This is a genomic window from Pseudokineococcus sp. 1T1Z-3 (assembly GCF_037482365.1).
Lineage (GTDB): Bacteria > Actinomycetota > Actinomycetes > Actinomycetales > Quadrisphaeraceae > Pseudokineococcus.
Map to the genome: position 1 here is coordinate 53,262 of NZ_JBBHZF010000024.1, position 24,447 is coordinate 77,708.

The following is a 24,447-nucleotide window of genomic DNA, read 5'->3' on the forward strand; positions in this document are numbered from 1 at the left end:
TGGGGCCTTGCGGGCCGTGCCTGGTGGCCCTGGGGGGTCAAGGGTCAGCGGTCGTCGAAGTCGGGGATGTCGTCGTGATCGGGCACGTCGTCGATGGTGCGGGCGCTGGTGACGGCAGTGGTGGTGATCTGGGCGAGGTCGTCGGGGTCCTGCCCGTCGGGCTCGTCGGACATCGTGACCATGACCAGGCGTCCGTCCCCGAGGGAGACCACGGAGCGGCCCGAGCGCCGGACGACGGTGGACAGGTCGACGACGTCGTACCAGAGGCTGCGCTGGACGGTCACGTCGTCGGGCTGGACGCCGGTGGCGTGGGCGATGGTCGCGGCCATCATCGGGTCGTCGGCGAGCGTGTTGTGCTCGCGTGAGCACGGTCCGGTCGAGTCCTGGACCTCCGCGACGAGGTCTTGGGCCCGTTCGGCGTCGGTGAGGTCGCTGAGCAGGACGGCGACCACGCGGGTGTCGGACAGGTAGACGACCTGCGCCCCGCGGAAGGAACCCAGGCCGCCCACGACCTCGACGTCGAAGGGGCAGACGCCCAGGTCGTTGAGCTGGTCGCCGGCGTAGACGTGCACGTCCGGTGGGGCGCCGAGGTCCTCGGGGTGGGGGAAGCCCGCCGGGACCCGCGGGCCGGAGGAGCACCCGAGGAGGAGCCCGGCGCACACGAGAGAGAGGCCGACCGAGGACCACCGGCTCACCTAGTGCGGAGGGAGGGGCGCCTTCATGGGGCGGTCGGGTTCTCGTGGTGGTCGCGCAGGTGGCTGACGGCGGCAGCGGTGGTCGCGGGCAGGTCGATGGCCGCGACGACGTCGGTGCCGCCGGCCTGCACGACGACCAGGCGGCCGTCGTCGAGCAGGACGTAGGCGCGCCAGTTCGGTGTCCAGCCGGGCCCGGACCTCAGGACCCTCACGTCGGCCTCGTCCACGTCTGCGGCGTCGGCGACGGCGGCCGCGGCGCCCTCGTCGAGGACCACCTCGACGTCTGAGCGGCAGGCGCTGGCCGCGCCGTCGAGGAAGTCCAGCAGCTCGGTGGCGAGCTCGTCGGCGGGGGCGAAGGCACCGCTGATGACGAAGCCGGCGGCGTCGTCGACCTCGACGCGGTACTCGACGTGCACACCGGTGCCCCAGACATGGCGCTGGGGGTCACCGAGGACCTGGCAGGGCAAGAAGCTGCCCATCGGAAGGACGGCCTCGACGGCCTCGACGACCTCGACGCCCTCCAGGTCCGCCGGCTGCAGAAGGAACGCCGGGGCCTCGGGCAGTCTCGCGCACCCGAGGAGCAGGGAGACGGCCAGGGCGGGGGCCAGGTAGGAGCGCCTCACCTCTCGTCCCAGGTCTGCCGTCCCTCGTAGACCTCTTCCGCTTCGAGCTTCATGTGCACGTCGACTAGTCCGCTCAGCACAGAGATGGGTCCCGTCGTGGTCAGGTGGTGCGGCCCGTCCGTGGGTCCAGCCGGCGGATCGGGGGTCGGGCGACGTCCGTCAGAGCCGGACGGTGAACTGCTGGTCGACGCTGGCGAAGGCCTCGGAGGCCGAGCCCAGGTAGCTGCCCATCGTCTCCAGCTCGACGACCGTGGCGCGGGCCGCCGTCGTCCAGCGCTCGTGCGCCTCCCCGAAGCTCACGGACGCCGAGTCGGTGACGAACCCGCTCGACACGAGCTCCTGGATCTGCCCCTGCAGGCGCGTCAGGACGGACTCCAGCTCGCCCTTCGTCGCCGCCAGGTTGCTCGCCTGCGCGGCGAGCGCCTCGTGCTCGACGTGCACCCCACCAGCCATGTGCTGCCCCTCCCTCTGTGGTCCCCGCGGCTGCTGCCGCGAGGCTGGCTCGACGGTAGGAGGGCGACGCCGAGCGGGGGAAGGCTTGCCGCGCAGCGTCACCCACCTCGGTGGCGTGCAGGCCCCACGTGCGCCCGGACGGGCGAACTCCTCGCCCGAGGGTGACGGGAGCGGGCGCCGGCGCCCTAGCGTCGTCACGGCGGGTGACCGGCTCGAGCGTCTCGACCGGACCTGCCGACAGGTGCGCGGGGGGCCGCGCCCGACCAGAGGAGGCGCCGATGGCGACGAGCACGCAGCAGGCGGGCATCCCGCAGAGGGGTACCCAGCAGGCGGGCACCCGGCAGCGGCGCGCCGAGGCGGGTGACGCCCCGCGCGACCGCCAGCGCGCCCGGACCGCCCGCGGCCTGCGCAGCGCCCGCGAGGCGGAAGCGTCCGAGCGGCTCCCGGCGCCCCCGCGGGAGCGGCGGCCGGCGATGGCGGCGCTCGCCGTCCTCCTCGTCGTCGGGGGCGCCGCGGTGGCCGGCCTCGTCGCGCTGCGCGCGGACGACCGGGTCGCCGTGCTGGTCGCCGCGCGCGACGTCGCGGTGGGCGAGCGCCTCACGGAGGCCGACCTCGTCGAGCGCCAGGTCTCCGCCGAGGGCCTCGACCTCGTCCCGGCCGCCGGCGTCGCGTCGGTCGTCGGCACCTACGCCGTCCAGGAGATCCCCGCCGGGCGGCTCCTCGACACCGCCATGCTCAACCGGCAGGACCCCTTCGCCGGGGGCTCCGTCGCCGTCGGCGTGCCGGTGCCCGGCGACCGCGTGCCGGCCCAGGGGCTCGCCACCGGCGACGTCGTCCAGCTCGTGCGTGTCGTGGACGGGACCGGGGAGGTGCTCGTGGACCGGGCGAGGGTCTCGGCCACCAGCAGCGGTGCGCAGGAGGGGACGACGGCGAGCGGCACGCCCGTCGCCACCGTCCTCGTGGACGCCGTCGAGGCGCCGGAGGTCGCCGCGGCGGCGGCGGCTGGCCAGCTCGCCCTCGTCCTGGTCGAGCGGGCGGGCTGAGCCGTGCTCGTCGCCGTCGCCAGCGCCAAGGGCTCCCCGGGGGCGACCGCCCTCGCCGTGCTGCTCGCCTCCCTGTGGCCCCGGGAGGTCGCCCTCGCCGACGTCGACCCGGCGGGCGGGGACGTCGCCCTGCGGTACCGGTCGCCGGAGGGCACGCCGCTGCTGGAGGACCGCGGCCTGCTCTCCCTCGGCGCGGCCGTGCGCCGGGGCGCCGACGTCGCGCTGGCACCGCACCTGCAGCCCGTCGCCGGCGGCCTCGACGTCCTCGTCGGCGTCAGCGCCCCCGAGCAGGTCGCCGGGCTCGGGCCCGTGTGGGGCAGCGTCGCGGCGGCGCTGCACCCCGCCGACCGGGACGTCGTCGCCGACTGCGGCCGGGTGCTGCCCGGGGCGGCGCTCATGCCGGTGCTCGCCGGCGCGGACGCCGTCGTGCTCGTCGTCCAAGCCGACGTCACCGCGCTCGCGCACCTGCGCGAGCGCCTCGCCACGCTGGCGGAGCCGCTGCGTCTCGGCGAGCCCGGCGGGGTGCCGCTCGGGGTCGTCGTGCGGGCCGGCGAGCGCGACCCGCGCGCCGCCGCCGACGTCGAGGCGCTGCTGGCCAGCGGCGGGGCGGGCGTGCCGGTGCTCGGGGTGATCGCCGAGGACGCCCGCGGCGTCCGCGCCCTGGAGACCGCCCGCCCTGGCGCCGGTCGCACGTCCTTCGTCCGGTCCGGCCGGAGCCTGCTCCCGGGCGTCCTCGCGCTCGCCGAGCGGCGCACGACCCCCGCCCCGGTGCTCGCCCGCCGCTGAGCAGCCCTGCGGTGCAGCCCGACCCGACCTGACCCAACCTGACCTCACCCGGAGGAGTCCCCGTGGACCAGCTGCTCCTGCGCCGCCTGCGCGAGGAGACCGCCGACGTCCTCGCGCGCCAGCGCCGCGAGGACGCCTCCTCCGGCGTCGCCCCCATGAGCGGGGAGGACGAGCGCCAGTTCGCCCGCGCCGTCATCGGCCGCGTGCTCGACCAGCACGCCCGCGGCGAGCTCGCCGGCGGACGCTCGCCGCTCACCGCGGCCGAGGACGAGGAGCTGGCCGCCGGCATCCACGCCGCGCTCTTCGGCGTCGGGCGCCTGCAGCCCCTGCTGGACGACCCGATGGTCGAGAACGTCGACATCAACGGCTGCGACCGGGTGTTCGTCGGCTACGCGGACGGGCGCGAGGAGGCGATGCCGCCGGTCGCCGACAGCGACGACGAGCTCGTCGAGCTGGTGCAGCTCCTCGGCGCCTACTCCGGCCTCGCCTCGCGGCCCTTCGACTCCGCCAACCCCCAGCTGGACCTGCGGCTGCCCGACGGCAGCCGGCTGTCAGCGGTCATGGGCGTGTGCGCGCGGCCGTCGCTGTCGATCCGGCGGGCCCGGGTGACGCGCGTGAGCCTCGACGGCCTCGTCGACGGTGGCTCGATGACGGCCGAGCTCGCGGGCTTCTGCTCGGCCGCGGTGGCGGCGCGCAAGAACATCATGGTCGCGGGCGCCACCAACGCCGGGAAGACGACGCTCCTGCGCGCCCTGGCGCACGAGATCGACCCGGCGGAGCGGCTCATCACCGTCGAGCGAGCCCTGGAGCTCGGGCTCGGGGACTACCCCGACCTGCACCCCAACGTCGTCGCCCTCGAGGAGCGGCTGCCCAACTCCGAGGGCGGCGGCGCGGTGACCATGGCCGAGCTCGTGCGGCGCAGCCTGCGGATGAACCCCAGCCGCGTCATCGTCGGGGAGGTCCTCGGCGACGAGATCGTCACGATGCTCAACGCGATGAGCCAGGGCAACGACGGCTCCCTGTCGACCATCCACGCCAACAGCTCCCTCGAGGTCTTCAACCGCATCTCGACGTACGCCATCCAGTCCCGCGAGCGCCTGCCCGCCGAGGCGACGGCGATGCTCGTGGCCGGCGCCGTCGACTTCGTCGTCTTCGTCGAGCGCCGCAACGACTACGCCGCCGGCGGCACGCTGCGGCGCACCGTGACGAGCGTGCGGGAGGTCAACGGCGTCGACGGCCGGGTCCTGTCCAGCGAGGTCTTCGTCGCCGGGCCTGACGGCCTGGCCGTCCCCGCCGCGCCGCTCGCCTGCGCCGCGGAGCTGGCCGAGCACGGCTACCGGCTGCCGGTGGGCGTGCTGTGAGCGGCGTGCTCGCCGTCACCGCAGGCCTGCCGGCGGTCGGGGGAGCGACGACGACGTCGCTGGTCCTCGCGGTCGCCGCCGGCGCCGCCACCGGCGGCGGGCTGCTCCTGCTGGCGCGGGCCCTCGTGCCGGCGCTGCGACCGGCGGAGGGGGCCTCCAGCGGGTCGTCGTCGCTGCTCGCGCAGGCGCGGCGCGTCGCGGGTGCGGCCGGCCGGCGCGTGCCGCTCGCGCTGGTCGCCGGCCTCGTCGTCCTCGCCGTGACCCGCTGGCCCGTCGCCGCCCTGACGGCCGCCGGGCTCGGGCTCGTGAGCGGGCAGCTCTTCGGCGGGGCGCGCGAGGAGCGCCAGCAGGTCGAGCGGTTGGAGGGCCTCGCCGCGTGGACGGAGTCCTTGCGCGACACCATCGCCGGGGCGGTCGGGCTTGAGCAGGCCATCCCCGCGACGGCCTACGCCGCAGCACCCTCGATCGCCCCGCCGCTGCGGACCCTCGCCGACCGGCTCGCCGTCAGGACGCCCCTGCCGCAGGCCCTCCTGCGGTTCGGCGACGAGCTCGACGACGCCACGGCCGACCTCGTCGTCGCGGCGCTCGTGCTCAACGCCCGGCTGCGCGGTCCGGGCCTGCGGATGGTGCTCTCCTCGCTCGCCGCGTCGGTGCGCGAGGAGATCGACGCCCGTCGTCGGGTCGAGGCCGACCGTCGCAGCACCCGCCGCAGCGTGCTCATCATCATGGTCGTCACCATCGCCTTCGTCGGCGGGCTCTCGGTGCTCAACCGCACCTACGTCGAGCCGTACTCCACCGCGCTCGGGCAGCTGGTGCTCGCCGTCGTCGTCGCCCTCTTCGTCGCCGGCTTCTGGTGGATGCGCCGCCTGGCCACGCACGTGACGCCGGCGCGGCTGCTCACCGGCCCGGCGGGCGAGCAGCTGGCCGGCCGGGCCCCCGCGCCCGCGGGCCGGCCGCCGCGGCAGGTCGGCGTCCGCGGCGCCGGCGAGGTGACGTCGTGATCGGCGTCCTGCTCGGCGGCGCCGTCGTGGGGGCGGGCCTCCTGCTGCTCGTGCGCACGCTGGTCGGGCCGACGGCCACCGGTGCCGCCACGCTCGCGCGCCTGGACGCCGACCGGCTGCGGGCCCGCCGCACGAGCGCGATGGAGGCCGAGGAGGGCCGCGCGGGGGAGCGCCGCGTCGTCCGCCGGGTCGGCGCCGTCCTCCGAGAGGTGCTGGAACGCAGAGGTGTCCGGCTCGGACGGGTCGGGGCGGACCTCGCCGTCACCGGGACCTCCGTCGAGACGCACCTCGCGACGAGCGCGCTCGCCGGCGTCCTCGGTCTCGTGCTGCCCGCCGTGCTCGGGGTCCTCGCGGTGGCCACCGGCGTCTCCGTGGGCGCCGTCCCCGTGCTCGCCTCGCTCGTGCTCGCCGTCGGCGGGCTGCTCCTGCCGACCCTCGTCGTCCGGAGCCAGGCCACCGAGCAGCGCCGGGCCTTCCGGCACGTCGTCGGCGCCTTCCTCGACCTCGTGGCCATGAGCCTCGCCGGCGGGCGCGGCGTCCCCGAGGCGCTGGCGACCGCGGCGGCGGTGAGCGACGCACCGGCCATGGCGGCCATCCGTCGCGCGCTGCTGGACGCCCGGCTGCAGGGCACGACGCCGTGGCACGCCCTCGGTCGTCTCGGCGCCGACGTCGGCGTCGAGGAGCTCGTCGACCTCGGTGCGGCCCTGGCGCTGGTCGCCGAGGACGGGGCCAAGGTCAAGGAGTCGCTCTCGGCCCGCGCGGAGTCGTTGCGCCGCAAGGAGATCGCCGAGCTCGAAGGCGCGGCCCAGGAGCGCTCGCAGTCCATGGTCGTGGCCCAGCTGCTGCTGGCCGCCGGCTTCCTGCTCTTCCTGCTCTACCCGGCCCTGGCCCGGATCACGCAGTGAGCGCCGACCGACGCCAGCTCGGCCTGATCCCCGTCCCCCTCTGATCCCCGTGCCACCCGACGTCCGGAAACCTCCAGGAGAGACCCATGAGCCCCGCCCGCACCGCCCTCGACCTGCCGCTCGCCCTCGTGGTCGCCCTCACCTGGTGGTGGCACGCGGTGCTCGAGCCCCGACTGGCTGCCCTGCGCGCCGCCCCGCAGCAGGGTGCCACCGCCATCGAGTGGGTGCTCATCACCGCCGTCGTCGTCGTGGTGGTCGGGGTCGTGGCCGTGGTCATCCGCGACCTCGTCGTCTCGAACGCCCGCTCGATCACCGTCGACATCCCGAAGGGCTGAGCTTGCCGTGACCCCCGTCGTCCTCGCCGGGTGCCCGGCCGCGGCGACGTCGCCGTGGACGCGGCGGCCCCGCCGACGGACCGCCGCGCCGCGTCGCGGCGGGGACCGCGGGGCCACCTCGGTCGAGCTCGTCGTCCTCGTCCCGCTCCTGCTGGCGCTGCTGTTCGCCGGCGTCCAGGTGGGTCAGGTCATGCTCGGCAACCAGGCGGCGCTCGCCGCCGCCCGCGAGGCCGCGAGGGTCGCCCGCACGGGCGGCGGGGACCCGGCGGCCCTGGGGGCGGCCGCCGCCCGGGGGCAGGCCTACGCCGAGACCGTCGGCGCCGGCGTGCTCCGCAGCGCCGACGTGCAGGTCGTCGCGGGTGACGGCGGGCTCACGGTGCGCGCCACCGTCACCGCCGAGGCGAACGCGCTCGTACCGGCGCTGGGCGGGCGCATCACCCAGGTCGCCGAGGGGCCCGTGGAGGTGTTCCGCGGTGACACCTGAGGCACTGTTCCCCCCGGCCCGCAGGCGGACGGGGGACGACGCCGGCGACCGCGGCTCGATGTCGGCGGAGGTCGTGCTCGTCGCGCCCCTGCTCGTGCTCCTCGTCGTCCTCGTGCTCGCGATGGGGCGGGTCGCGCTCCTGCAGGGCGACGTCGACTCCGCCGCCCGGGACGCCGCCCGCGCCGCGTCCTTCGAGCGCACCCCGCAGGCAGCCGGCGCCGCCGCGCAGGCGGCCCTGGACGCCGTCGCGACCCCCGACTACGTGTGCGAGCCGGCGACCACGGGCGGGCGGTTCGCCCCCGGCGGCCTGGTCGAGGTGACCGTCCGCTGCACCGTGCCGATGCGGACGCTCGCCGGTCTGGGCCTCGGGCCGTCGCTGACCCTGGAGGCCACCGGCGCGGCCCCGCTCGAGACCTACCGGAGGACCGGCTGATGACGCGCCCCGACCTGAGACCGGCTGCGACGCAGCACAGGCTGCCGCAGGAGACACCCGGGGACGGCGTGCGTGCACGCGTGCGCCGGGTGCGTGGGACCGAGGAGCGAGGCGCCGCCGCCTCCACCTTCCTCGTGCTCGCGGCCCCGTTGCTGCTGCTGCTCGGCGGGCTCGTCCACGACGGCGGCCAGGCCATCAACGCCCGGGCGAGCGCCGCCGACGACGCCGAGCAGGCGGCCCGGGCCGGCGCGGACGCCGTCGACGTGCTGGCCCTGCGCGCCACCGGCGAGGTGCGGCTGGACCCGCAGGTCGCCGCCGCGGCCGCCTCGGCCTGGTGCGGCCAGCGGGGGTACGGCCCGGCCGACTGCACCGTGGCTGCCGGCGAGGACGCCGTCGTCGTCACGACGCGTGCGCGCGTGCCCACGGCGGTGCTCTCGCTCGTCGGCGTGGGCGACTTCTCCGTCGAGGCCACGGCGCAGGCCGCCCCGGCCGTCGGCATCACCACCGAGGGGAGCTGATCGGCGTGGCGCACGACGTCTCGCGCACCCGCCCACGAGCGCGGCGGGAGCAGCCGGCCGGCACGACCGGCGGGGGGCGGCCCAGAGGTCGTGGGGCCGAGCGCTTCGCCGCGGTGCCGCACGAGGGGCGACGCTCCCCGGTGGCCGCCGCCGGCGCCCTGCTGGCGCTGCTCGCCCTGGTGGTGGGCGTCCCGGCCGGGCTCCTGGCGCTGGAGGCGGTGCCGCCCGTCCCGCGGTCGCTGCCGACGCGCTCGGACCTCACCGGCGTGCTCGGCGCCGAGCAGCTGCTCGCCGTGCTCCTGCTCGTGGTGTGGCTGGCGTGGCTGCAGTTCTGCGTCTGCGTCGCCGTGGAGGTGGTCGCGGCGGTCCGCGACGGCGGCCTGCCGCGCCCCGTGCCTCTCGCCGGGGGGAGCCAGCGGCTGGCGCGCGTGCTCGTCGGGACCCTGCTGCTCTCCGGCGTCGTCGCCGGGCAGGCCTCTGCCGCGGTCCCGCTCGTCAGCTCGCCGGAGCGCGCCGGGTACGCGGCGAGCGCTCAGGCCGAGCTCGGGGAGCAGGCCGCCCCGGCCTCGGAGCGGTCCGTCGGCGGAGGTGGTCCGGCCGAGGGGGACCGGGCGACCGGGGAGCCGGCCACCGGAGAGCTGGCGCGCGGCGTGCCGACGCTCCCACCCGAGCTCGTCGAGCTCGTGGGCCGGCGGGTGTACACCGTCGCGCCGCCCCAGGGCCGCTACCACGACAACCTCTGGGACATCGCCGAGCGCGAGCTCGGCGACGGCCGCCGCTACGCCGAGATCTACGCCCTCAACGAGGGCCGGGTGCAGGCCGACGGCCGGGAGCTGGAGCTCGCCCGCCTCATCCAGCCCGGGTGGCAGCTCGTCATGCCCGAGGACGCCGTCGGGGTCGAGCGGGTCGTCGCGCCGGCAAGCCCGCCGGCGCCCGAGGTGGCCGCACCACCCGCTGAGCCACCTGTCGAGCCACCCGTCGAGCCACCCGTCGAGCCACCCGTCGAGCCGCCGGTGCACCCGCCGGTCGAGCCGCCGGGCGCCGACGCGCTGGGCGAGCCGGGCAGCAGGAGCGGGCACGAGACCTCGTCCGGTGCCACCTCTGAGGCCTCGTCCGGGGCCACAGATGGGGCCGCTCCCCAGCCCACGCCCGGGGCGGTCGACGCCGCCGCCGACGGGATCCCGACGGCGCAGGGGGCTCTCGGGCTGGGCGCGCTGGCCGCCGCCGGACTGCTCGCCGTGCTGCGTCGGCGACGTCGCAGCGTCCCCGGGCGGGACCCGGGGGCGGCGGCCGCCGACGCCGAGGCCCAGCTGCGGGTCGGCGCCGACCCGGCGCGCCAGGCGCTGCTCCTGCGGGCTCTCGCCACGTTCGACCGTCGCGGTCCAGCCGTCACGGGGGCGTACGCCGTCGTCCTGGACGACGACGCCGTCGAGGTGCGGCTCGCACCGCCGCGCCCGGACGCGCCGTCGCCGTGGACCGCCGCGGACGGCGGCGCCCGTTGGGTCGTGACGGCGGCTGACCTGGGCTCGCGGGCCGCGGACCACCCCGTCGAGGACGGCACGGCTTCCGGGCCGTTCGCCGCGCTCGTCGGGCTGGGCCGGGACGTGGCGGGCCGCGACGTGCTCGTCGACCTCGCCGCCGCCGGCGGCCCCGTCGAGGTGAGCGGCCCGGCCTCCCACGAGGTCGTCGCCGCGATGGCGGCCGAGCTGGTGACGAGCCCGTGGGGGCGCGGCCTGGACGTGGGGCTGTGGCACCTGCCGCCCGCGCTGGCCGACCTGGGCCCACGGGCGCAGGTGGTCGCCGAGCCCGCCGACCTGCTGCCCTCCGCGTCGCGCGGCGTCGACGTGCTCACGGGGCTCGGGGCGCCGCCGGGGTCCGCGCCCCGTCGCGCCGTCGTCCTCGGCGCGCCACCGCCCCCCGGCGTCGCCGAGCCCCTGGCCCGCGACGGCGCGGACGCCGTCCTCGTCGCCGGGGACGCCGCCGGCAGCGTGCTCGGCGCCCGGTGGAGCCTGCGCGTCGACGACGGCGGCTCGATGCAGGTCGACGCCCTCGGCCTGCAGCTCACCGCGAACCGCCTGGGGGAGGGGGCGCTCGAGAAGGTCGCCGACCTCTTCCGCGCCCTGGCGCCGGCCGACGACGGCAGGTCGGGTGTCGACCGTCCACCCGTGCCGCCGGGCCCGGGCGTCGACGAGGCCGCATGGGTGACCGCCTACGTCCGCGTCGGCGTCCTCGGCGGGCTGCGCGTCGAGGCGCCCGGTGCGGTCGACCCCTCCCGCCGCGAGCTCGTCGAGGAGGTCGTGGCCCACCTCGCCCTGCACCCCGGCGGCGTGCACCCGACCGTCCTGGGCGGCGACGTGTGGCCGCAGGGCGCTGGGCTCGCCGTCCGCGCCGCCGTGGTCGAGCGGGCCCGCGACGTCCTCGGCAGCGAGCCGGACGGCAGCTACCGGCTGGGGGAGGACGACGACGGCCGCCTCGTGCTGGGTCGGGGCGCCGTCGTCGACCGGGACGTCCTCGTGCACCTGCTGCGGCGCAGCCGGTCGGCCCCGCCGGAGCAGGAGCGCGAGCTGCTGCGCCGGGCGCTCGCGCTCGTCCGGGGGCCCCTGCTGGAGGACCGCCCGCCGCGGCGGTACGCCTGGCTCGCGCGGACGGGGGCCGAGCGCAGCACGGCGACGCTCGTCGTCGACGCGGCCTTGCGCCTGGGCCGGCTGGACGGAGGGCGCGGCGAGCACGAGGGGGCCGAGGCCGCAGCCGTCGCGGGTCTGCGTGCCGTCCCGGCCTCCCAGGAGCTGTGGCGGCTGCTCCTGTCCTCCCGCGCCGCCGCCGGCCAGGACGTGCGCGAGACCGAGCGGGCGCTGCGGGCGGCTCTGGCGGCGGCCGACGCCGAGCCCGACGGCGAGACGCTGGCGCTGCTCGTGGAGCTGGCGCTGGGGACGCCGAGCGGCTGAGGCGCCCTCGGCGCCGGCGGGTCCGGGGCCGGCGGCGGCGCACCAGGTGCACGCACGGGCGTGCGTGACCGACGCGCAGCGAGCCCTCTCAGGAGGGCGTCGGTCGGCGACCACCCGCTGGCTCGATGGGGCGCCCGGGCGACCGTCCGAGCCGCCGGCCCTTCATGCCCCGTTCACAGGCCGTCGGCCTGGCGGTAGACGACCCCTCTAGCATCGTCGAGCGGTCGACACCGGAAGGGGAACGGGTGACCTCTGCTGTGCAGGCCGAGCTGGAGCGGGTTCGCGTGCGTGCGCGCCGGCGGCGGCAGTCCAAGAACTGGTCTCTCTTCCTGCTCCTCGCAGGGCCCAACATCCTGCTGATCCTGGCATTCATCTACTACCCGCTCCTGTCCAACATGTACTACTCCACGCTGGACTGGCGGCTCGGGTCCTCCACCGCCACGCCGGTGGGGCTGGAGAACTACACCACCTTCTTCACCTCCGACTCCGGCCTCGAGGTGTGGCGGGTCACGGGCATCTTCACCGCCGGGGCGGTGCTGGGCTCGATGGTCCTCGGGCTGCTGGTCGCGCTGGTGCTCGACAAGAAGATCCCGGGCACGACGGCGGCCCGGACCGCGGTCTTCTCCCCCTACGTGCTCTCCGGGGTCGGGGTGGCCCTGGTGTGGAACTTCATCTTCGACCCCACCCGCGGCGGTCTCTCCTACCTCCTCGGCTTCCTGGGCGTCAGCTCTCCGGAGTGGTACCTCGACGCGGACTGGTCGCTGGTCATGGTGGTCCTCGTCTACGTCTGGAAGAACCTCGGGTACTGCGCGGTGGTCTTCCTCGCCGGGCTGCAGACGATCCCCCGCGACCTCCTCGAGGCGGCGATGATCGACCGGGCCGGGCCGGTCCGCCGCTTCGTCTCGGTGACGTTGCCCCTGCTGACCCCCACGGTCTTCTTCCTGCTGGTCACCAACGTCCTCTTCTCGATGACCAACGCCTTCGACATCTTGCGCACCATGACCCCGACCGGCCACGGCACGAACACCATCATCTTCGAGATCTACCTGCAGTCCTTCGGTGCCTACCAGCGCGCGGGCTACGCCGCCGCCATCGCCGTGGTGCTCTTCCTCACCCTCTTCCTCGTCACCGCTGCCCAGCTGCGCTTCGTCGAGCGGAAGGTGCACTACTCATGAGCCTGACCCGGCCGCGGACGTCGAGGCAGGACCGGTCGACGTCGGACCGGCGGAGCCGCGGGGGCGACCCGGGCCAACGGGCGTCGACGCAGCCGCCGAGCGGGGCCGGGCCGAGGCGCAGGCGCACGGGCGGCTGGCGAGACGCCTTCAGCGCCAGGAACCTCGCCGACACCGTCCTCACCGGGTACCTGCCGATCCTCGTCGCGCTGGTGGTGGTCGTCCTGCCGCTGGCGTGGATGGTCTCCTCGAGCTTCAAGCCGCCCACCGAGATCCTCACCATCAACCCCACCCTGCTGCCGCAGGACCCCACGGCGANTTTTTTCAACCCCACCCTGCTGCCGCAGGACCCCACGGCGAGCAACTACGGCGACGTCGTCGACCGGGTCCCGCTGCTGACCATGCTCGGCAACAGCGTCTACGTGACGGCGGTCGGCTCGGCCATCAAGGTGCTCCTGGCGGTGACCACCGCCTACGCCCTGGTGTTCATCCCGGTGCCCGGCCGGAACCTGATCTTCCTGGGGATCCTCGTCGCCCTGATGGTGCCGCCCGAGGTGTCGATGCTGCCGAACTACCTGACCATCACCGGCCTCGGCGGACGCGACACCCTCTGGGGGATCATCCTGCCGGGCCTGGGCACCGCCTTCGGCACCTTCCTGCTGCGCCAGCACTTCAAGGCCCTGCCCAAGGAGATCTTCGAGGCCGCCGAGCTCGACGGGGCCGGGCACGTGCGCAAGCTCTTCCAGATCGCGGCACCGGTCTCCGTCCCGGCGATCGCCACCGTCGGCCTGGTCACCGTGGTCAACGAGTGGAACAGCTTCCTGTGGCCGCTCGTCATCACCGGCAGCGCCGAGAAGATGACGCTCCCCGTGGGCCTGAACCTGCTGCAGTCGGTGGAGACCCAGGCCGGCAGCTACGGGGTCCTCATGGCCGGCGCGGTCATCGTCATCGTGCCCATGCTCGTCATCTTCGCCGCGCTGCAGAAGTACATCGTCGCCGGCCTGACGCAGGGGTCCGTCAAGTGATCCGGGTCGTGGTGCCCGGGCGCCTCGCGCCCTGGACGCCGACCTGTCACCAGCCCTCACCACCGACCGACCATCGAGGAGCAGCATGAGAAACCCCACAAGCCGCCGGACGACGACGGGCATGGCCGCCCTCGGCACCGCGGTCCTGGCGCTGAGCGCCTGCGGCGGTCCCGACACCTCGGGGGGCGACCAGGTCGCCGGCGAGGCGGTCGACTGGGCCCAGGTCGAGCCGGCCGAGGAGATCGTCTTCTGGTCCAACCATCCCGGCGGGTCCGTGGAGCAGGAGGAGGCGCTGATCGCGGCCTTCGCGGAGGAGACCGGCATCTCCGTGCGGCTGGAGAACTCCGGCGCCAACTACGAGGAGACCTCGCAGGCCTTCCAGACCTCCCAGGGGACCGGCGCGACCCCCGACGTCGTCGTCCTCTCGGACGCCACCTGGTTCCCCAACTACCTCGCCGGCTCGCTCCTGCCAGTCGACGAGGTGCTGGAGGCCGCCGAGGTCAGCACCGACGGCTACGTCGAGGCGCTCTACGAGGACTACCTCTACGAGGGTGCCCACTACGGCGTGCCCTACGCGCGCTCCACCCCGCTCTTCTACTACAACGTCGAGCACTACGAGCAGGCCGGCATCGAGGCGCCTCCCGAGACCTGGGAGGAGGTCGCCGAGGTCTCCGAGCGGCTCGTGGAGGCCGGGACCGCGGGCTCCGCGTTCTCCTTCCCGCCCCAGGACGAGTACCCCGCCTGGTGGATGCAGAACCTGGTCTGGGGCTACGGCGGAGCCTGGTCCGACGAGTGGGACCTCGCCCCGGTGGCCTCTGCGGAGACCGTCGAGGCGCTCCAGTTCGCCCAGGACGCCACCGACAGCTGGGCCTCTGTCTCCTCCGGTGACCCGGCCGACGACTTCAGCGCCGGCGCCACCAGCCAGATCGTGCAGTCCACCGGGTCGCTCGGCGGCATCCTCGACACCGCCGGCTTCGAGGTGGGCGTGGCCTTCCTGCCGGGTGGTCCGCAGGCCGAGGGCCAGACCCCCACCGGCGGTGCGGGCCTGATGGTCTCGGCGGCGTCCGAGCCCGAGGAGCAGATGGCGGCGGCGATGTTCGTCGGCTTCATGACGGACGCGGAGAACACGGCGACGTTCTCCGCGGCCACCGGCTACATGCCGGTCCAGCAGGACGCCGACATGTCGGCCGTCTACGCCGAGACCCCGCAGTTCGAGGTCGCCGTGGACCAGCTGGAGCGGGCGCGCTCGCAGGACAACGCCCGGGTGTTCCTCCCCGGGGGCGACCTGGAGCTCTCGCAGGCCCTGCAGCGGATCCTCACCAGCGACGTGGACGTCGCGACGGAGATGGAGTCCGTGCAGGCCTCCCTGGAGGAGCTCTACGAGCGAGACCTGGCCTCTGAGCTGGAGTGACCCGCTCACGCCGGACCCGCCGCCCGACCCCGTCGGGTCGGGCGGCGGGCCTCGTCCGGTCCGGGAGCGGCGTGCGTGCGCCCGCGCCCGTCAGCGCTCACGCAGGGACGCGCCGCTGCCGCGGGGCGCCCGTAGGGTCCGGCGGGTGAGCCAGCAGAGCGAGGCCGAGACCGTGGAGCCCTTCGACGCCGTCGACGTCATCCGGGCCAAGCGGGACCGGGGCGAGCTCACCGGGGAGCAGGTGGACTGGGTCGTCGACGCCTACACGCGCGGCGTCGTCGCCGAGGAGCAGATGTCGGCGCTCGCGATGGCGGTGCTGCTCAACGGCATGAGCCGGGCCGAGACGGCGCGCTGGACGGCGGCGATGATCGCCTCGGGGGAGCGGCTGGACCTCTCCGCCGGGCTCTCGCGCCCGACCGCCGACAAGCACTCCACGGGCGGGGTCGGCGACAAGATCACCCTGCCGCTGGCGCCGCTCGTCGCGGCGTGCGGCGTCGCCGTGCCGCAGCTGTCCGGCCGTGGCCTCGGGCACACCGGCGGGACGCTCGACAAGATGGAGGCCATCCCCGGGTGGCGGGCGAGCCTGTCCACCGCCGAGGTGCGCCGCCAGCTGGAGGACGTCGGCGCCGTCGTCTGCGCCGCGGGCGCCGACCTCGCGCCCGCGGACAAGCGCCTGTACGCGCTGCGCGACGTCACCGGCACGGTGGAGTCGGTGCCGCTCATCGCCAGCTCGATCATGAGCAAGAAGATCGCCGAGGGCACCGACGCGCTCGTCCTGGACGTCAAGGTCGGCTCGGGCGCCTTCATGAAGGACCGCGCCTCGGCGCGGGAGCTGGCGCAGACGATGGTCGCGCTCGGCACGGACGCCGGGGTGCGGACCGTCGCGCTGCTGACCGACATGGCGACGCCGCTGGGGCTCACCGCCGGCAACGCCCTCGAGGTGGCCGAGTCGGTGGAGGTGCTCGCCGGCGGCGGGCCGGCCGACGTCGTCGAGCTCACGCTCGCGCTGGCCCGCGAGATGCTCTCCGCCGCTGGGGTGCACGGCGTAGACCCGGCCGCGGCGCTGGCCGACGGGCGGGCGATGGACGCCTGGCGGGCGATGGTCGCCGCGCAGGGCGGGGACCCCTCGGCGAGCCTGCCGACGGCGCGGGAGAGCGACGTCGTGCTCTCACCGGCCGACGGGGTGCTGGCGCGCCTGGACGCGCTCGCCGTCGGGGTGGCCGCGTGGCGCCTGGGCGCCGGCCGGGCCCGGCGCGAGGACCCGGTGCAGGCCGGCGCCGGCGTGGAGCTGCACGCCAAGCCGGGCGAGGAGGTCCGGGCGGGGCAGCCGCTCATGACCCTGCACACCGACACGCCCGGGCGCTTCGCCCGCGCCCGCGAGGCGCTGGAGGGCGCCGTCGACGTCGTCTCGGCGGGCTCGGTCGTCGACGTCCCCGACCTCGTGCTGGAGCGTGTCGGCGACTGAGCTGGTGGCCGGGGCCGCCAGTGCCCGCCGTCCGGTCGCGCCCAGGGGGCGGAGCGCCCAAGGTGGGGCGGCGGGCGCGTGCCCGCCCAGTCCACGAGGAGATGCGTTGAGCGAGCAGGCACCCGGTACCGGTACCGACGGCACCGAGGAGGACCCGACCGAGGAGCCCCGCGACGTCGACGTCTTCACCGGCACCGAGGTCGAGACGGTGCAGGGCGAGCAGACGAACTACGTCTCGCGCGCCTCTGCCGGCGGCTCGCCCCCGGAGGACCAGGACGAGAGCACCCACCTGCCCGACGACACCGGCACCTCCGGCGGCAACCCGCTCGGCGGCGTCCTCGCCGGCGAGGACGCCCCCGGCACCGACGAGGCCGTCAGTGGCGACACGGGCCCCGAGCACCCCGGCCAGCACGGCGACGGGTACTGACGGGCGGCAGGCTGAGCCCGGCCGGCCGTCGGCCGCCGCCGGGGACTCGCGTCAGACGTGAGCCGTCGGACTCGCGACAGGTGAGCGGGACGGCTCGCCGAGCAGCCGGTTGGTCTGGCACCGTGCCGGCGTGCGAAGAGCCGTGCTGGGTGCGCTGGTGGTGACGGGCCTCGGCCTGCTGACGTCCGCGGGCTTCCTCGTCGCCTCCGGCGTCCATTACCGGCTTCAGGAGGACCGGGGTCTCGAGCCCGGAGTCGCCCCGGTGCTGGTCGTCGGGCTCGACGTCGGGCTCCTCGTGCTCGGCGTCGGGGTGGCCGCGCTCGTAGCCCTGGGAGTCGGCGCCCTGCTCCGGTGGCCGGGTGCCCGGACGAGGGCAGCGGACCTCCCGCGGCAGGGAAGCGGGCCGCAGACGCCACCGGGCCGACCTCGGGGCTGACCTCTCGGCCGCCGCCTCGTCGACCGTCGCGCCGGTGGCCGTCCTCGTGGCTGGCGGTGGGACCCGCCGCGGGCTCAGGCCCGCTCGACCGGGTGCCCCAGGGTGATCCGGAGCAGCTCGTCGTGGCCCAGCGTCAGCACCGTGCCCGCCCGTCCGGCCGGGGTCCACAGCCGCTCGTGGGCGCCGAGCGTGGTGTCGACGAGGACGGCCTCGACGACGAGGCGTCCGTCGGCGGCGGTGCCCACGGGAGGCGTCTCGTCCGGGTCGGTGCCGGTGAGGTCGCGGACGACGTCGCCAGGTGCCGGGCGGACGACGACCGCGCCGAGCCCGGCGGCCGCCTCGGCCACGTCGGCGGCCCGGACCGGGCTCTCGGCGGGGGCCAGCACCATGACGGCGCGCACCGGCCGGGTCGTCGGCCCGGCTCCGGCGTCGTCCCGGAGGTCGCCCTCGGCCTCTGGCTGGGGGGTGGGGGCGAGGGGCAGGGCGGGATGCTCGCCGTGGTGGACCTCGGCGCAGGGGTCCTCCGCCACGAGCAGGAGCGTGCAGCGCACCAGCGCGCCGGCGGGGGCGCCGACCTCGGCGGCCAGGTCCTCGAGCGAGCGGGGGGCGTGGTCGAGGACGACGACGTCCGCCTCGGCGCCTACGTCGGCGAGGGCCTGGCGCACGCGGGTGACGACGGGGTCGGCCTGCGCGCCGGCGACGACCTCGTCGTCGAGACCCTCGGCGAGGCCATCGGCGAGGCCCTCGGCATGACCCTCGACATGACCCTCGACGTGACTGGGCGTCCCCGGGAGCCCGCCGGCGGCCGTGACCATGCCCGGAGGTTAGGTCCGCCGCCGACCGGCGGCCCGCGGATCTCGGGCACGGCGCGCCGAGGCGCCGCCGGGCCGAGGTGCCGGTAGGCCGGGCGCGGTCTCCTCTTGACGGGCGTCGTCGTGAAGGCTTCACTGGGCCTGCGGTCGAACTGGTGTTCGACCCACGGGAGGTCCGCCACGTGCGGGGTGGAGGAGGCACAGAGTGGCACGCACCTACGACGACGCGGTGGCCGTCCGGACCGCCGCGGCGCAGGCGCCCGCCCACGCCGGTGAGGAGCAGCCCGACGCCTTCCTCTGGCACGGGCGGCTGCACGTCGTCCGCGCCGTCCTGGGGCGCTGGTTCGAGCGCCGGGCGTGGTGGGAGCAGGACCCCCAGCGCGCCCCAGACCCCTCTCCTGCCGACCCCTCTCCTGCGGACCCGTCCCGGGCGCTCGCCGCCGTCGGGGCGGCGGCAGCCGGGGCGGCGGAGACGTCCGACGGCGGCCAGTCCGGGCGCGGGCCGCAGCGGTCGCCGTCGCTGGACCGTGTGGTCTGGCGGGTGGAGGCCAGCACCGGCCGGTCCGCCGCCAGCGGCGTCTACGAGCTGTGCCGGGAGGACCCGGCCCGGCCCGGCGGCTGGAGCCTGCGCCGTGTCGACGACTGAGGTGGCGACGACCCGGTCGACGAGCAGAGCAGGACGCTCCAGGAGAGAGGCAGGGTCGAGCGGGGCAGGGTCGAGCGGGGCGGGGCCCGTGCTCGCCGGCGCGCCCGCGGCTGCGGCGGTCGACCTGCTGGTCCGCGCCCGCCAGGGCCTCGACGCCGCGCGCACGGCACCGTCCGTCGGGCAGCGGTACGTCGCCGCCCACCTCTCGGCGCTGCGCAGCGCCGCCGCCGTCCTGGCCGTGCGGGGGCGGCCGCGGCGTGGTGCGGCCCTCGGCGTCTGGGACGTCGTGCCCCGGGTGGCACCCGAGCTCGCCGAGTGGGCGTCCCTCTTCGCCGCCAGCGCCCCGCGCCGCGCCGCCGTCGAGGCCGGGCGGGCCGGCGTCGTCACGGCCCGCGACGCCGACGACCTCCTGCGCGACGCCGAGACCTTCACCGGCGTCGTCGCGGCGCTGCTCGGGCTGCCCCGACCCGAGCCGGCCGCTCCTGCCGTGCTCGCCGGACGCCGGTGAGCACCCCGTCCGGAGGAGTGGCCTTCCCGCACCTGCACGTGGCGTCGGGCTACTCCTTGCGCCACGGCGCCTCGAGCCCCGCGGCGCTCGTGGCGCGGGCGGCCGAGCTCGACCTCGACACCCTGGCGCTCACCGACCGCGACGGTCTCTACGGGGCGGTCAAGCACGTGACGGCGTGCTCGGAGGCGGGGATCGCGCCCGTGCTCGGCGTCGACCTCGCCGTCGAGCCGTCCGGGCTCGCAGCCGGCCTGCCCGGGTGGGCCGACCCCGCCCGGGCCGTGCGCGAGCGGGCGGCGGCGGGCGGCCCGGCCCGCGGCGGGGCGGTCGTGGACCCGCGGCTGCCCCGCGTCACCGTCCTCGCCCACGCGGGGGGCACCGACGCCGACGGCCGCCGCCCCTCCCGGCGCGAGCGGGCCCGGCGGGGCGCGGCCGGGAGCGTCCACGGGGACGTGGGCGGTGACGTGCTGGCTCCCGGCGAGGGATGGGCCGCGCTGTGCCGCCTGGTCTCCGCGACCCACCTGCGCGGCGAGCGCGGGGTGCCCGTGACGACGACCGACCTCGTCGCCGGGCACGCCGTCGGCGCGCGCACGGGCGCCCCGGCGCTCACCGTGCTGCTCGGGCCGGGCTCCGAGCTGGGCCGCGCCGTCCTGGCCCGCCGCGACGACCTGGCCCGCGCCGTCCTCGCCCGCTGGTACGACGCCCTGCCGCTGGGCTCGCTGGCCGTCGAGGTCGTCTGCCACGCCGGCCCGCCCGGCAGCCCCGCCAGCGCCGCCCACGCCGGACGGATGCTCGCGCTCGCCCGGGCTGCCGGGCTGCCCGCGGTGCTCACGGCCGCTGTCCGGTACGCCCGCCCCGAGGGCGCCCGCACGGCCGACGTCCTCGACGCCACCCGTCGCCTCGTCCCGCTGGACCTGCGCCACCTCGACCGCACGAGCGCCCGCGGGCACCTCGCCGGCACCGCGGCGATGCACGCCGTCGCCGCCGAGGTCGAGGCTGCCGCCGGCGCCGAGGGGAGCTCGACGGGAGGCCCGGTGACAGGACTGGGCGGCACCGGCTCCGGGCTGCTGCGCGACACCGAGGCGCTCGCCGCCCGCTGCCGCCTGGACCCGGCGGGCGACCTCGGCATCGGCCGGGTGCACCTGCCCGAGGCCTCGGTCCTCGGCGTGGCCGACGGCGACCTCGACGGCACGCTGCGCCGGCGCTGCGAGGCCGCGGTGGGCGACCGCTACCCCGGCGCCTCGGCGGCGCTGCGGCGCCGGGTCGAGGAGCGGCTGGAGGACGAGCTCTCCGTCGTCCGCCGGCTCGGGTACCCCTCCTACTTCCTCACGGTGGCGGAGGTCTGCGACGAGATCCGCGCGCTCGGGGTCCGCGTGGCCGCGCGCGGCTCGGGCGCCGGCAGCCTCGTCAACCACCTGCTCGGCATCTCGGGGGTCGAGCCGCTGTCCCACGGGCTGCTCATGGAGCGCTTCTGCACCGTCGAGCGCGCCCAGCTGCCCGACATCGACGTCGACGTGGAGTCCGCGCGGCGCGAGGAGGTGTACGCGCGCGTCGTGGAGCGCTTCGGCGGCGAGCGGGTCAGCGCCGTCTCGATGATGGACACCTACCGGGTGCGGCACGCCGTGCGCGACGTCGGCGCGGCCCTCGGCATGCCGCCGGCCGAGGTGGGCGCCCTGGCCACCGCCTTCCCGCACGTGCGCGCCCGCGACGCCCGCGCGGCCATCGCCGAGCTGCCCGAGCTGCGCGCCTCCGGCCTGGGCTCGGACCGGCTGGCCCTGCTGCTCGACCTCGTCGAGGACCTCGACGCGCTGCCCCGGCACGTGGCCCTGCACCCCTGCGGCGTGCTGCTGTCCGACGCCGGGCTGGGCGACCGCACGCCCGTCGAGGCCAGCTGGGCCGGGTTCCCCATGAGCCAGCTCGACAAGGACGACGTCGAGGTGCTCGGGCTGCTCAAGCTCGACGTCCTCGGCATCCGGATGCAGTCGGCCATGGCCTACGCCCTGGAGGAGGTCGAGCGCGTCGACGGCGCCGGCGCCGCCGCTGCGGGTGGGCACGCCACCGACGCGCCCTACCTCGACCCCGCGACCGGGCGCATCGACCTCGACGCGGTGCCGCTGGACGACGAGCCCACCTACCGGCTCGTGCGCTCGACCCGCACGCTCGGGTGCTTCCAGATCGAGTCCCCCGGCCAGCGCGAGCTCGTGGGCCGGTTCGCGCCGCAGGACTTCGGCGACCTCGTCACCGACATCTCCCTGTTCCGGCCCGGACCCGTGAAGTCGGACATGATCACGCCGTTCCTGCGGGCCCGGCAGGGCTGGGACCCCCCGCAGCGGGTCCACCCGCTCGTCGACCCGGCGCTGGCGGAGACGTGCGGCGTCGTCGTCTTCCACGAGCAGGTGATCCGGCTCGTGGCCGCGACGACGGGCGTCGAGCTGGGGGAGGCCGACGAGGTCCGCCGCCGCCTCGGCACCCGCGCGGGCCAGGACCAGGTGCGCGAGCAGTGGTTCCCCCTGGCCGCCGCCCGCGGCCTCGACGGCGCGCAGGCCCAGCGGGTGTGGGAGGTGCTCGCCGCGTTCGCCTCGTTCGGGTTCTGCAAGGCCCACGCCGCCGCCTTCGCCCTGCCGACCTACCAGTCGGCCTGGCTGAAGACCCACCACCCGGCGGCCTTCCTCGCCGGCGTCCTCACCCACGACCCGGGCATGTACCCCAAGCGGCTGCTGCTCGACGAGGCCCGCAACCTCGGCATCGCCGTCCTCGGGCTCGACGTCAACGCCTCCGACGCGACCTACCGGGTCGAGCGGGTCGAGGTGCTGCCCGAGGCCGAGGGCGGCCCGCCGCGGCCGACCGTGCCCGGTGGCGCCCAGACGCACCTGTGCCCGCCCGTGCCCCCGCCGTCGTCGGCCGCCCCGGGGGAGCTCTCGGCCCAGGATGGCGGGCCGGTGCCCGGCCGGGACGGCGAGCCGCCGTGGCGCGGCGCCGCGCTGCGGGTCGACGCCGCCGTGCCGGACGGGCGCGGCTACGGCATCCGGCTGGCGCTCACCGACGTCACGGGCATCAGCGAGGCCGAGGTGGCGCGCGTGGTCGCCGGCCGGCCGTACGCCTCGCTGGCCGACCTGTGGCAGCGGGCCCGCCCGAGCCGGCCCGTGGCCGAGCGGCTCGTGCTGGCGGGGGCGCTGGACTCCCTCTACGGGCTCGGGGTCCACGGGTCTCGGAGGCCGGGGGCGGGTGCTGGCGGGGGAGCCGGCTCTGCCGGCCCGGTGCGCCGTCGCGGCGCGCTGACCCGCCGCGACCTGCTGCTGCAGCTGGGAGACCTGGACCGGTGGACCCGCGGCCTGGAGCGCGCGGCGCGCGGCCCGCGCCGACGTCGTGCCGCCGGACCCGCGGGCGTGCCCGGGCCGAGGGGCGAGGTCGACGTCGCGGCGGCGGCGGCGCGCCAGTCGCGGGCGGCCGCGCCGGTTCCCGGGGTCGGCGAGCTCGCGGTGCAGCTGGCCCTGGACGTCGGCGGCCCCGGCGACGCACCACCGTCCGGGCTGCCGGAGATGACGGGCGCGGAGCGGGTGCGGGCCGAGCTGGAGGTGCTGGGCCTGGACGCCAGCGCCCACGTCCTGGACTTCTACGCCCCGCTGCTGCGGGCGCTGGGGACGACGAGCTCTCCGCAGCTGGCGTCGCGTCGCACCCGCAGCGAGCTGCTCGTCGCCGGCGTCAAGGTCGCCACCCAGACCCCGCCGGTCCGCTCGGGGCGGCGGGTGGTCTTCCTCACCCTCGACGACTCGACGGGCCCGGTCGACGCGACCTTCTTCGAGGACGTCCAGGGGCCCTACGCCGCCACGGTGTTCGGCTCGTGGCTGCTCGTGGTCCGCGGGGAGCTGCGGCGCACGGGGCCGCGAGGGGTCTCCCTGCGCGCCACGGGCGCATGGGACCTTCCCCTGCTGCAGGAGGTGTGGTCGCGGGCGTGCGCCGCCGGGGGCGCCGCCGCCGGGGCCGTGGCGCTGCGGCAGGCCCTCGGGACGAGCGGCCCGGCCGACGTCGACGGTGCGGCCGAGGCGGCGGGTGAGGGCTGGGCCGGCCGGGAGGCGGCGGTGGCCGGGGCGGCCGGGGCGCGGGCGCTGCGACCCGTGCCGGTGCGCAGCGCGGACCTCGCGCCGGCGGCGACCCGGTGGGCGGCGGTCGAGCAGCGCACCGGCCGGACCGTGGCCGTGGGACGCGACGACGGGGCGGTCCGCGACGACGGGGCCAGCCGGGCCGCCGGGGCGGAGGCCGAGCGCCGCGCCGCCGCCGCCCACCGCCGGGCGACGGCGGTGGCGGCCCGGTCGGCGGCCGCCGCGGCCGCGCGGGCGGAGGCGGAGGAGGCCCGGGAGCTCGACCGGGAGACGGCCCAGAAGGGGACGGCCCAGGAGGGGACGGCCCAGAGGGGGAGGGTCCAGGAGAGCGTGCAGGAGAGGGCCCGGGGACGGGAGCGGCAGGGCGCCGGAGGTCAGCCAGGGGCCGGGAGCCCGGGGCGCACCCGTCGGGTGCTCGTGCACGCCAGCGGGTTCCGGCAGTCGCCGTACAGCGACGTCCGGGGGCCCGGCGGGGACGTCCGCGACACCCGTGGCATGGCTCGCGACGGCCAGACCGCAGCGGTCGGGGATACCCGGCGGTCGGCTCCCACGGCCGACCAGGGCGGCGTCGGCCCGGCCGGTCGGCAGGGGCGGCCGAGCCCCTCCCACGACACCCAGGCTCCCCACGACAGCCAGGGCACCCCTGTCCCTCGGGGTTCCGAGGGGGCTCCGCGCAAGCTGTGGCACTCCAGCTCCGGCAGCTCGGGACGATGAGCGGGCTGCTGGCCGACGGCTGCCGGCGCCCGGCGTCGACCACCGGCACCTCCCGGCGAGGGCGGCCTGGGAGGGATCCCTCGCCTAGGGTGGAGACCGACGGGGTCCTCACGCGGTTCCTCGGCGAGCGCGACGAGGACGTCGGGCGGGGG

23 protein-coding genes are annotated in these 24,447 nt (G+C 76.9%); 19 read left to right on the top strand and 4 right to left on the bottom strand.

Translation table 11 applies throughout. The features are described from left to right. Positions 1 to 44 precede the first annotated feature (44 nt). The 3 genes from WDV86_RS10250 to WDV86_RS10260 all read right to left on the bottom strand — a co-directional run bounded on the left by WDV86_RS10250 (position 45) and on the right by WDV86_RS10260 (position 1,771). Positions 45 to 662 (bottom strand): hypothetical protein, encoded by a 618-nt coding sequence (locus tag WDV86_RS10250; RefSeq protein ID WP_339567531.1) that lies wholly within the window; start codon positions 660 to 662, stop codon positions 45 to 47. A 56-nt stretch (positions 663 to 718) separates the two neighbouring features. Further along, positions 719 to 1,318 carry a hypothetical protein gene (locus WDV86_RS10255; RefSeq protein ID WP_339567532.1) on the bottom strand — a complete coding sequence of 200 codons (600 nt, stop codon included), beginning with the start codon at positions 1,316 to 1,318 and terminating at the stop codon, positions 719 to 721. Positions 1,319 to 1,477: 159 nt separating this feature from the next. Then, complete coding sequence (locus tag WDV86_RS10260) at positions 1,478 to 1,771, bottom strand: WXG100 family type VII secretion target (protein ID WP_339567533.1); 294 nt, start codon at positions 1,769 to 1,771, stop codon at positions 1,478 to 1,480. 278 nt (positions 1,772 to 2,049) lie between these two features. On the opposite strand from WDV86_RS10260, the gene WDV86_RS10265 reads away from it, so the two are divergent. From WDV86_RS10265 to WDV86_RS10340, 16 genes are all read left to right on the top strand, one after another. Further along, on the top strand, positions 2,050 to 2,814 hold the full coding sequence (locus WDV86_RS10265) for an SAF domain-containing protein (RefSeq protein ID WP_339567534.1): 765 nt from the start codon (positions 2,050 to 2,052) through the stop codon (positions 2,812 to 2,814). A 3-nt stretch (positions 2,815 to 2,817) separates the two neighbouring features. Continuing rightward, positions 2,818 to 3,600, top strand: coding sequence for a hypothetical protein (locus WDV86_RS10270; protein WP_339567535.1), 783 nt, complete (start codon positions 2,818 to 2,820; stop codon positions 3,598 to 3,600). Positions 3,601 to 3,662: 62 nt separating this feature from the next. Continuing rightward, the gene (locus tag WDV86_RS10275) at positions 3,663 to 4,961 is read left to right on the top strand and encodes a CpaF family protein (RefSeq protein WP_339567536.1); all 1,299 of its coding nucleotides are present in this window, start codon (positions 3,663 to 3,665) and stop codon (positions 4,959 to 4,961) included. Further along, on the top strand, positions 4,958 to 5,962 hold the full coding sequence (locus tag WDV86_RS10280; protein WP_339567537.1) for a type II secretion system F family protein: 1,005 nt from the start codon (positions 4,958 to 4,960) through the stop codon (positions 5,960 to 5,962). The genes WDV86_RS10275 and WDV86_RS10280 overlap by 4 nt, the downstream gene beginning before the upstream one ends. Continuing rightward, positions 5,959 to 6,867 carry a type II secretion system F family protein gene (locus WDV86_RS10285; RefSeq protein WP_339567538.1) on the top strand — a complete coding sequence of 303 codons (909 nt, stop codon included), beginning with the start codon at positions 5,959 to 5,961 and terminating at the stop codon, positions 6,865 to 6,867. Before WDV86_RS10280 ends, WDV86_RS10285 begins: the two co-directional genes overlap by 4 nt. A gap of 86 nt (positions 6,868 to 6,953) precedes the next feature. Then, positions 6,954 to 7,202, top strand: a complete 249-nt coding sequence (locus WDV86_RS10290; protein ID WP_339567539.1) for a hypothetical protein — start codon at positions 6,954 to 6,956, stop codon at positions 7,200 to 7,202. A gap of 7 nt (positions 7,203 to 7,209) precedes the next feature. Beyond that, positions 7,210 to 7,686, top strand: coding sequence for a TadE/TadG family type IV pilus assembly protein (locus WDV86_RS10295; protein ID WP_339567540.1), 477 nt, complete (start codon positions 7,210 to 7,212; stop codon positions 7,684 to 7,686). After that, the gene (locus WDV86_RS10300; protein WP_339567541.1) at positions 7,676 to 8,119 is read left to right on the top strand and encodes a TadE/TadG family type IV pilus assembly protein; all 444 of its coding nucleotides are present in this window, start codon (positions 7,676 to 7,678) and stop codon (positions 8,117 to 8,119) included. The genes WDV86_RS10295 and WDV86_RS10300 overlap by 11 nt, the downstream gene beginning before the upstream one ends. Further along, the gene (locus tag WDV86_RS10305) at positions 8,119 to 8,637 is read left to right on the top strand and encodes a pilus assembly protein TadG-related protein (protein WP_339567542.1); all 519 of its coding nucleotides are present in this window, start codon (positions 8,119 to 8,121) and stop codon (positions 8,635 to 8,637) included. Before WDV86_RS10300 ends, WDV86_RS10305 begins: the two co-directional genes overlap by 1 nt. Before the next feature lie 5 nt (positions 8,638 to 8,642). After that, entirely contained in the window at positions 8,643 to 11,582 is a 2,940-nt protein-coding gene (locus tag WDV86_RS10310) for a bacterial transcriptional activator domain-containing protein (protein ID WP_339567543.1), read from the top strand. A gap of 245 nt (positions 11,583 to 11,827) precedes the next feature. After that, positions 11,828 to 12,757, top strand: a complete 930-nt coding sequence (locus WDV86_RS10315) for a carbohydrate ABC transporter permease (protein WP_339567544.1) — start codon at positions 11,828 to 11,830, stop codon at positions 12,755 to 12,757. 188 nt (positions 12,758 to 12,945) lie between these two features. Beyond that, positions 12,946 to 13,779, top strand: coding sequence for a carbohydrate ABC transporter permease (locus tag WDV86_RS10320; protein ID WP_445263026.1), 834 nt, complete (start codon positions 12,946 to 12,948; stop codon positions 13,777 to 13,779). Between the two features lie 85 nt (positions 13,780 to 13,864). Then, positions 13,865 to 15,190, top strand: coding sequence for an ABC transporter substrate-binding protein (locus tag WDV86_RS10325; RefSeq protein WP_339567546.1), 1,326 nt, complete (start codon positions 13,865 to 13,867; stop codon positions 15,188 to 15,190). Between the two features lie 145 nt (positions 15,191 to 15,335). After that, positions 15,336 to 16,655 (top strand): thymidine phosphorylase, encoded by a 1,320-nt coding sequence (locus WDV86_RS10330; RefSeq protein ID WP_339567547.1) that lies wholly within the window; start codon positions 15,336 to 15,338, stop codon positions 16,653 to 16,655. A gap of 106 nt (positions 16,656 to 16,761) precedes the next feature. Further along, positions 16,762 to 17,082, top strand: coding sequence for a hypothetical protein (locus WDV86_RS10335; protein WP_339567548.1), 321 nt, complete (start codon positions 16,762 to 16,764; stop codon positions 17,080 to 17,082). Positions 17,083 to 17,212: 130 nt separating this feature from the next. Further along, the gene (locus WDV86_RS10340; RefSeq protein ID WP_339567549.1) at positions 17,213 to 17,518 is read left to right on the top strand and encodes a hypothetical protein; all 306 of its coding nucleotides are present in this window, start codon (positions 17,213 to 17,215) and stop codon (positions 17,516 to 17,518) included. Positions 17,519 to 17,592: 74 nt separating this feature from the next. Here WDV86_RS10340 and WDV86_RS10345 read toward each other — a convergent pair whose 3' ends face one another. Further along, complete coding sequence (locus WDV86_RS10345) at positions 17,593 to 18,333, bottom strand: YbaK/EbsC family protein (protein WP_339567550.1); 741 nt, start codon at positions 18,331 to 18,333, stop codon at positions 17,593 to 17,595. 202 nt (positions 18,334 to 18,535) lie between these two features. Between WDV86_RS10345 and WDV86_RS10350 the strand changes: the two genes are divergently transcribed. The 3 genes from WDV86_RS10350 (at position 18,536) to WDV86_RS10360 (ending at position 24,295) form a co-directional block, all read left to right on the top strand. Then, positions 18,536 to 18,976 (top strand): DUF6504 family protein, encoded by a 441-nt coding sequence (locus WDV86_RS10350; protein WP_339567551.1) that lies wholly within the window; start codon positions 18,536 to 18,538, stop codon positions 18,974 to 18,976. Between the two features lie 88 nt (positions 18,977 to 19,064). Then, positions 19,065 to 19,484 carry an SAV_6107 family HEPN domain-containing protein gene (locus tag WDV86_RS10355; RefSeq protein ID WP_339567552.1) on the top strand — a complete coding sequence of 140 codons (420 nt, stop codon included), beginning with the start codon at positions 19,065 to 19,067 and terminating at the stop codon, positions 19,482 to 19,484. Further along, entirely contained in the window at positions 19,481 to 24,295 is a 4,815-nt protein-coding gene (locus WDV86_RS10360) for a PHP domain-containing protein (RefSeq protein WP_339567553.1), read from the top strand. Before WDV86_RS10355 ends, WDV86_RS10360 begins: the two co-directional genes overlap by 4 nt. The last annotated feature ends 152 nt before the right edge of the window (positions 24,296 to 24,447 follow it).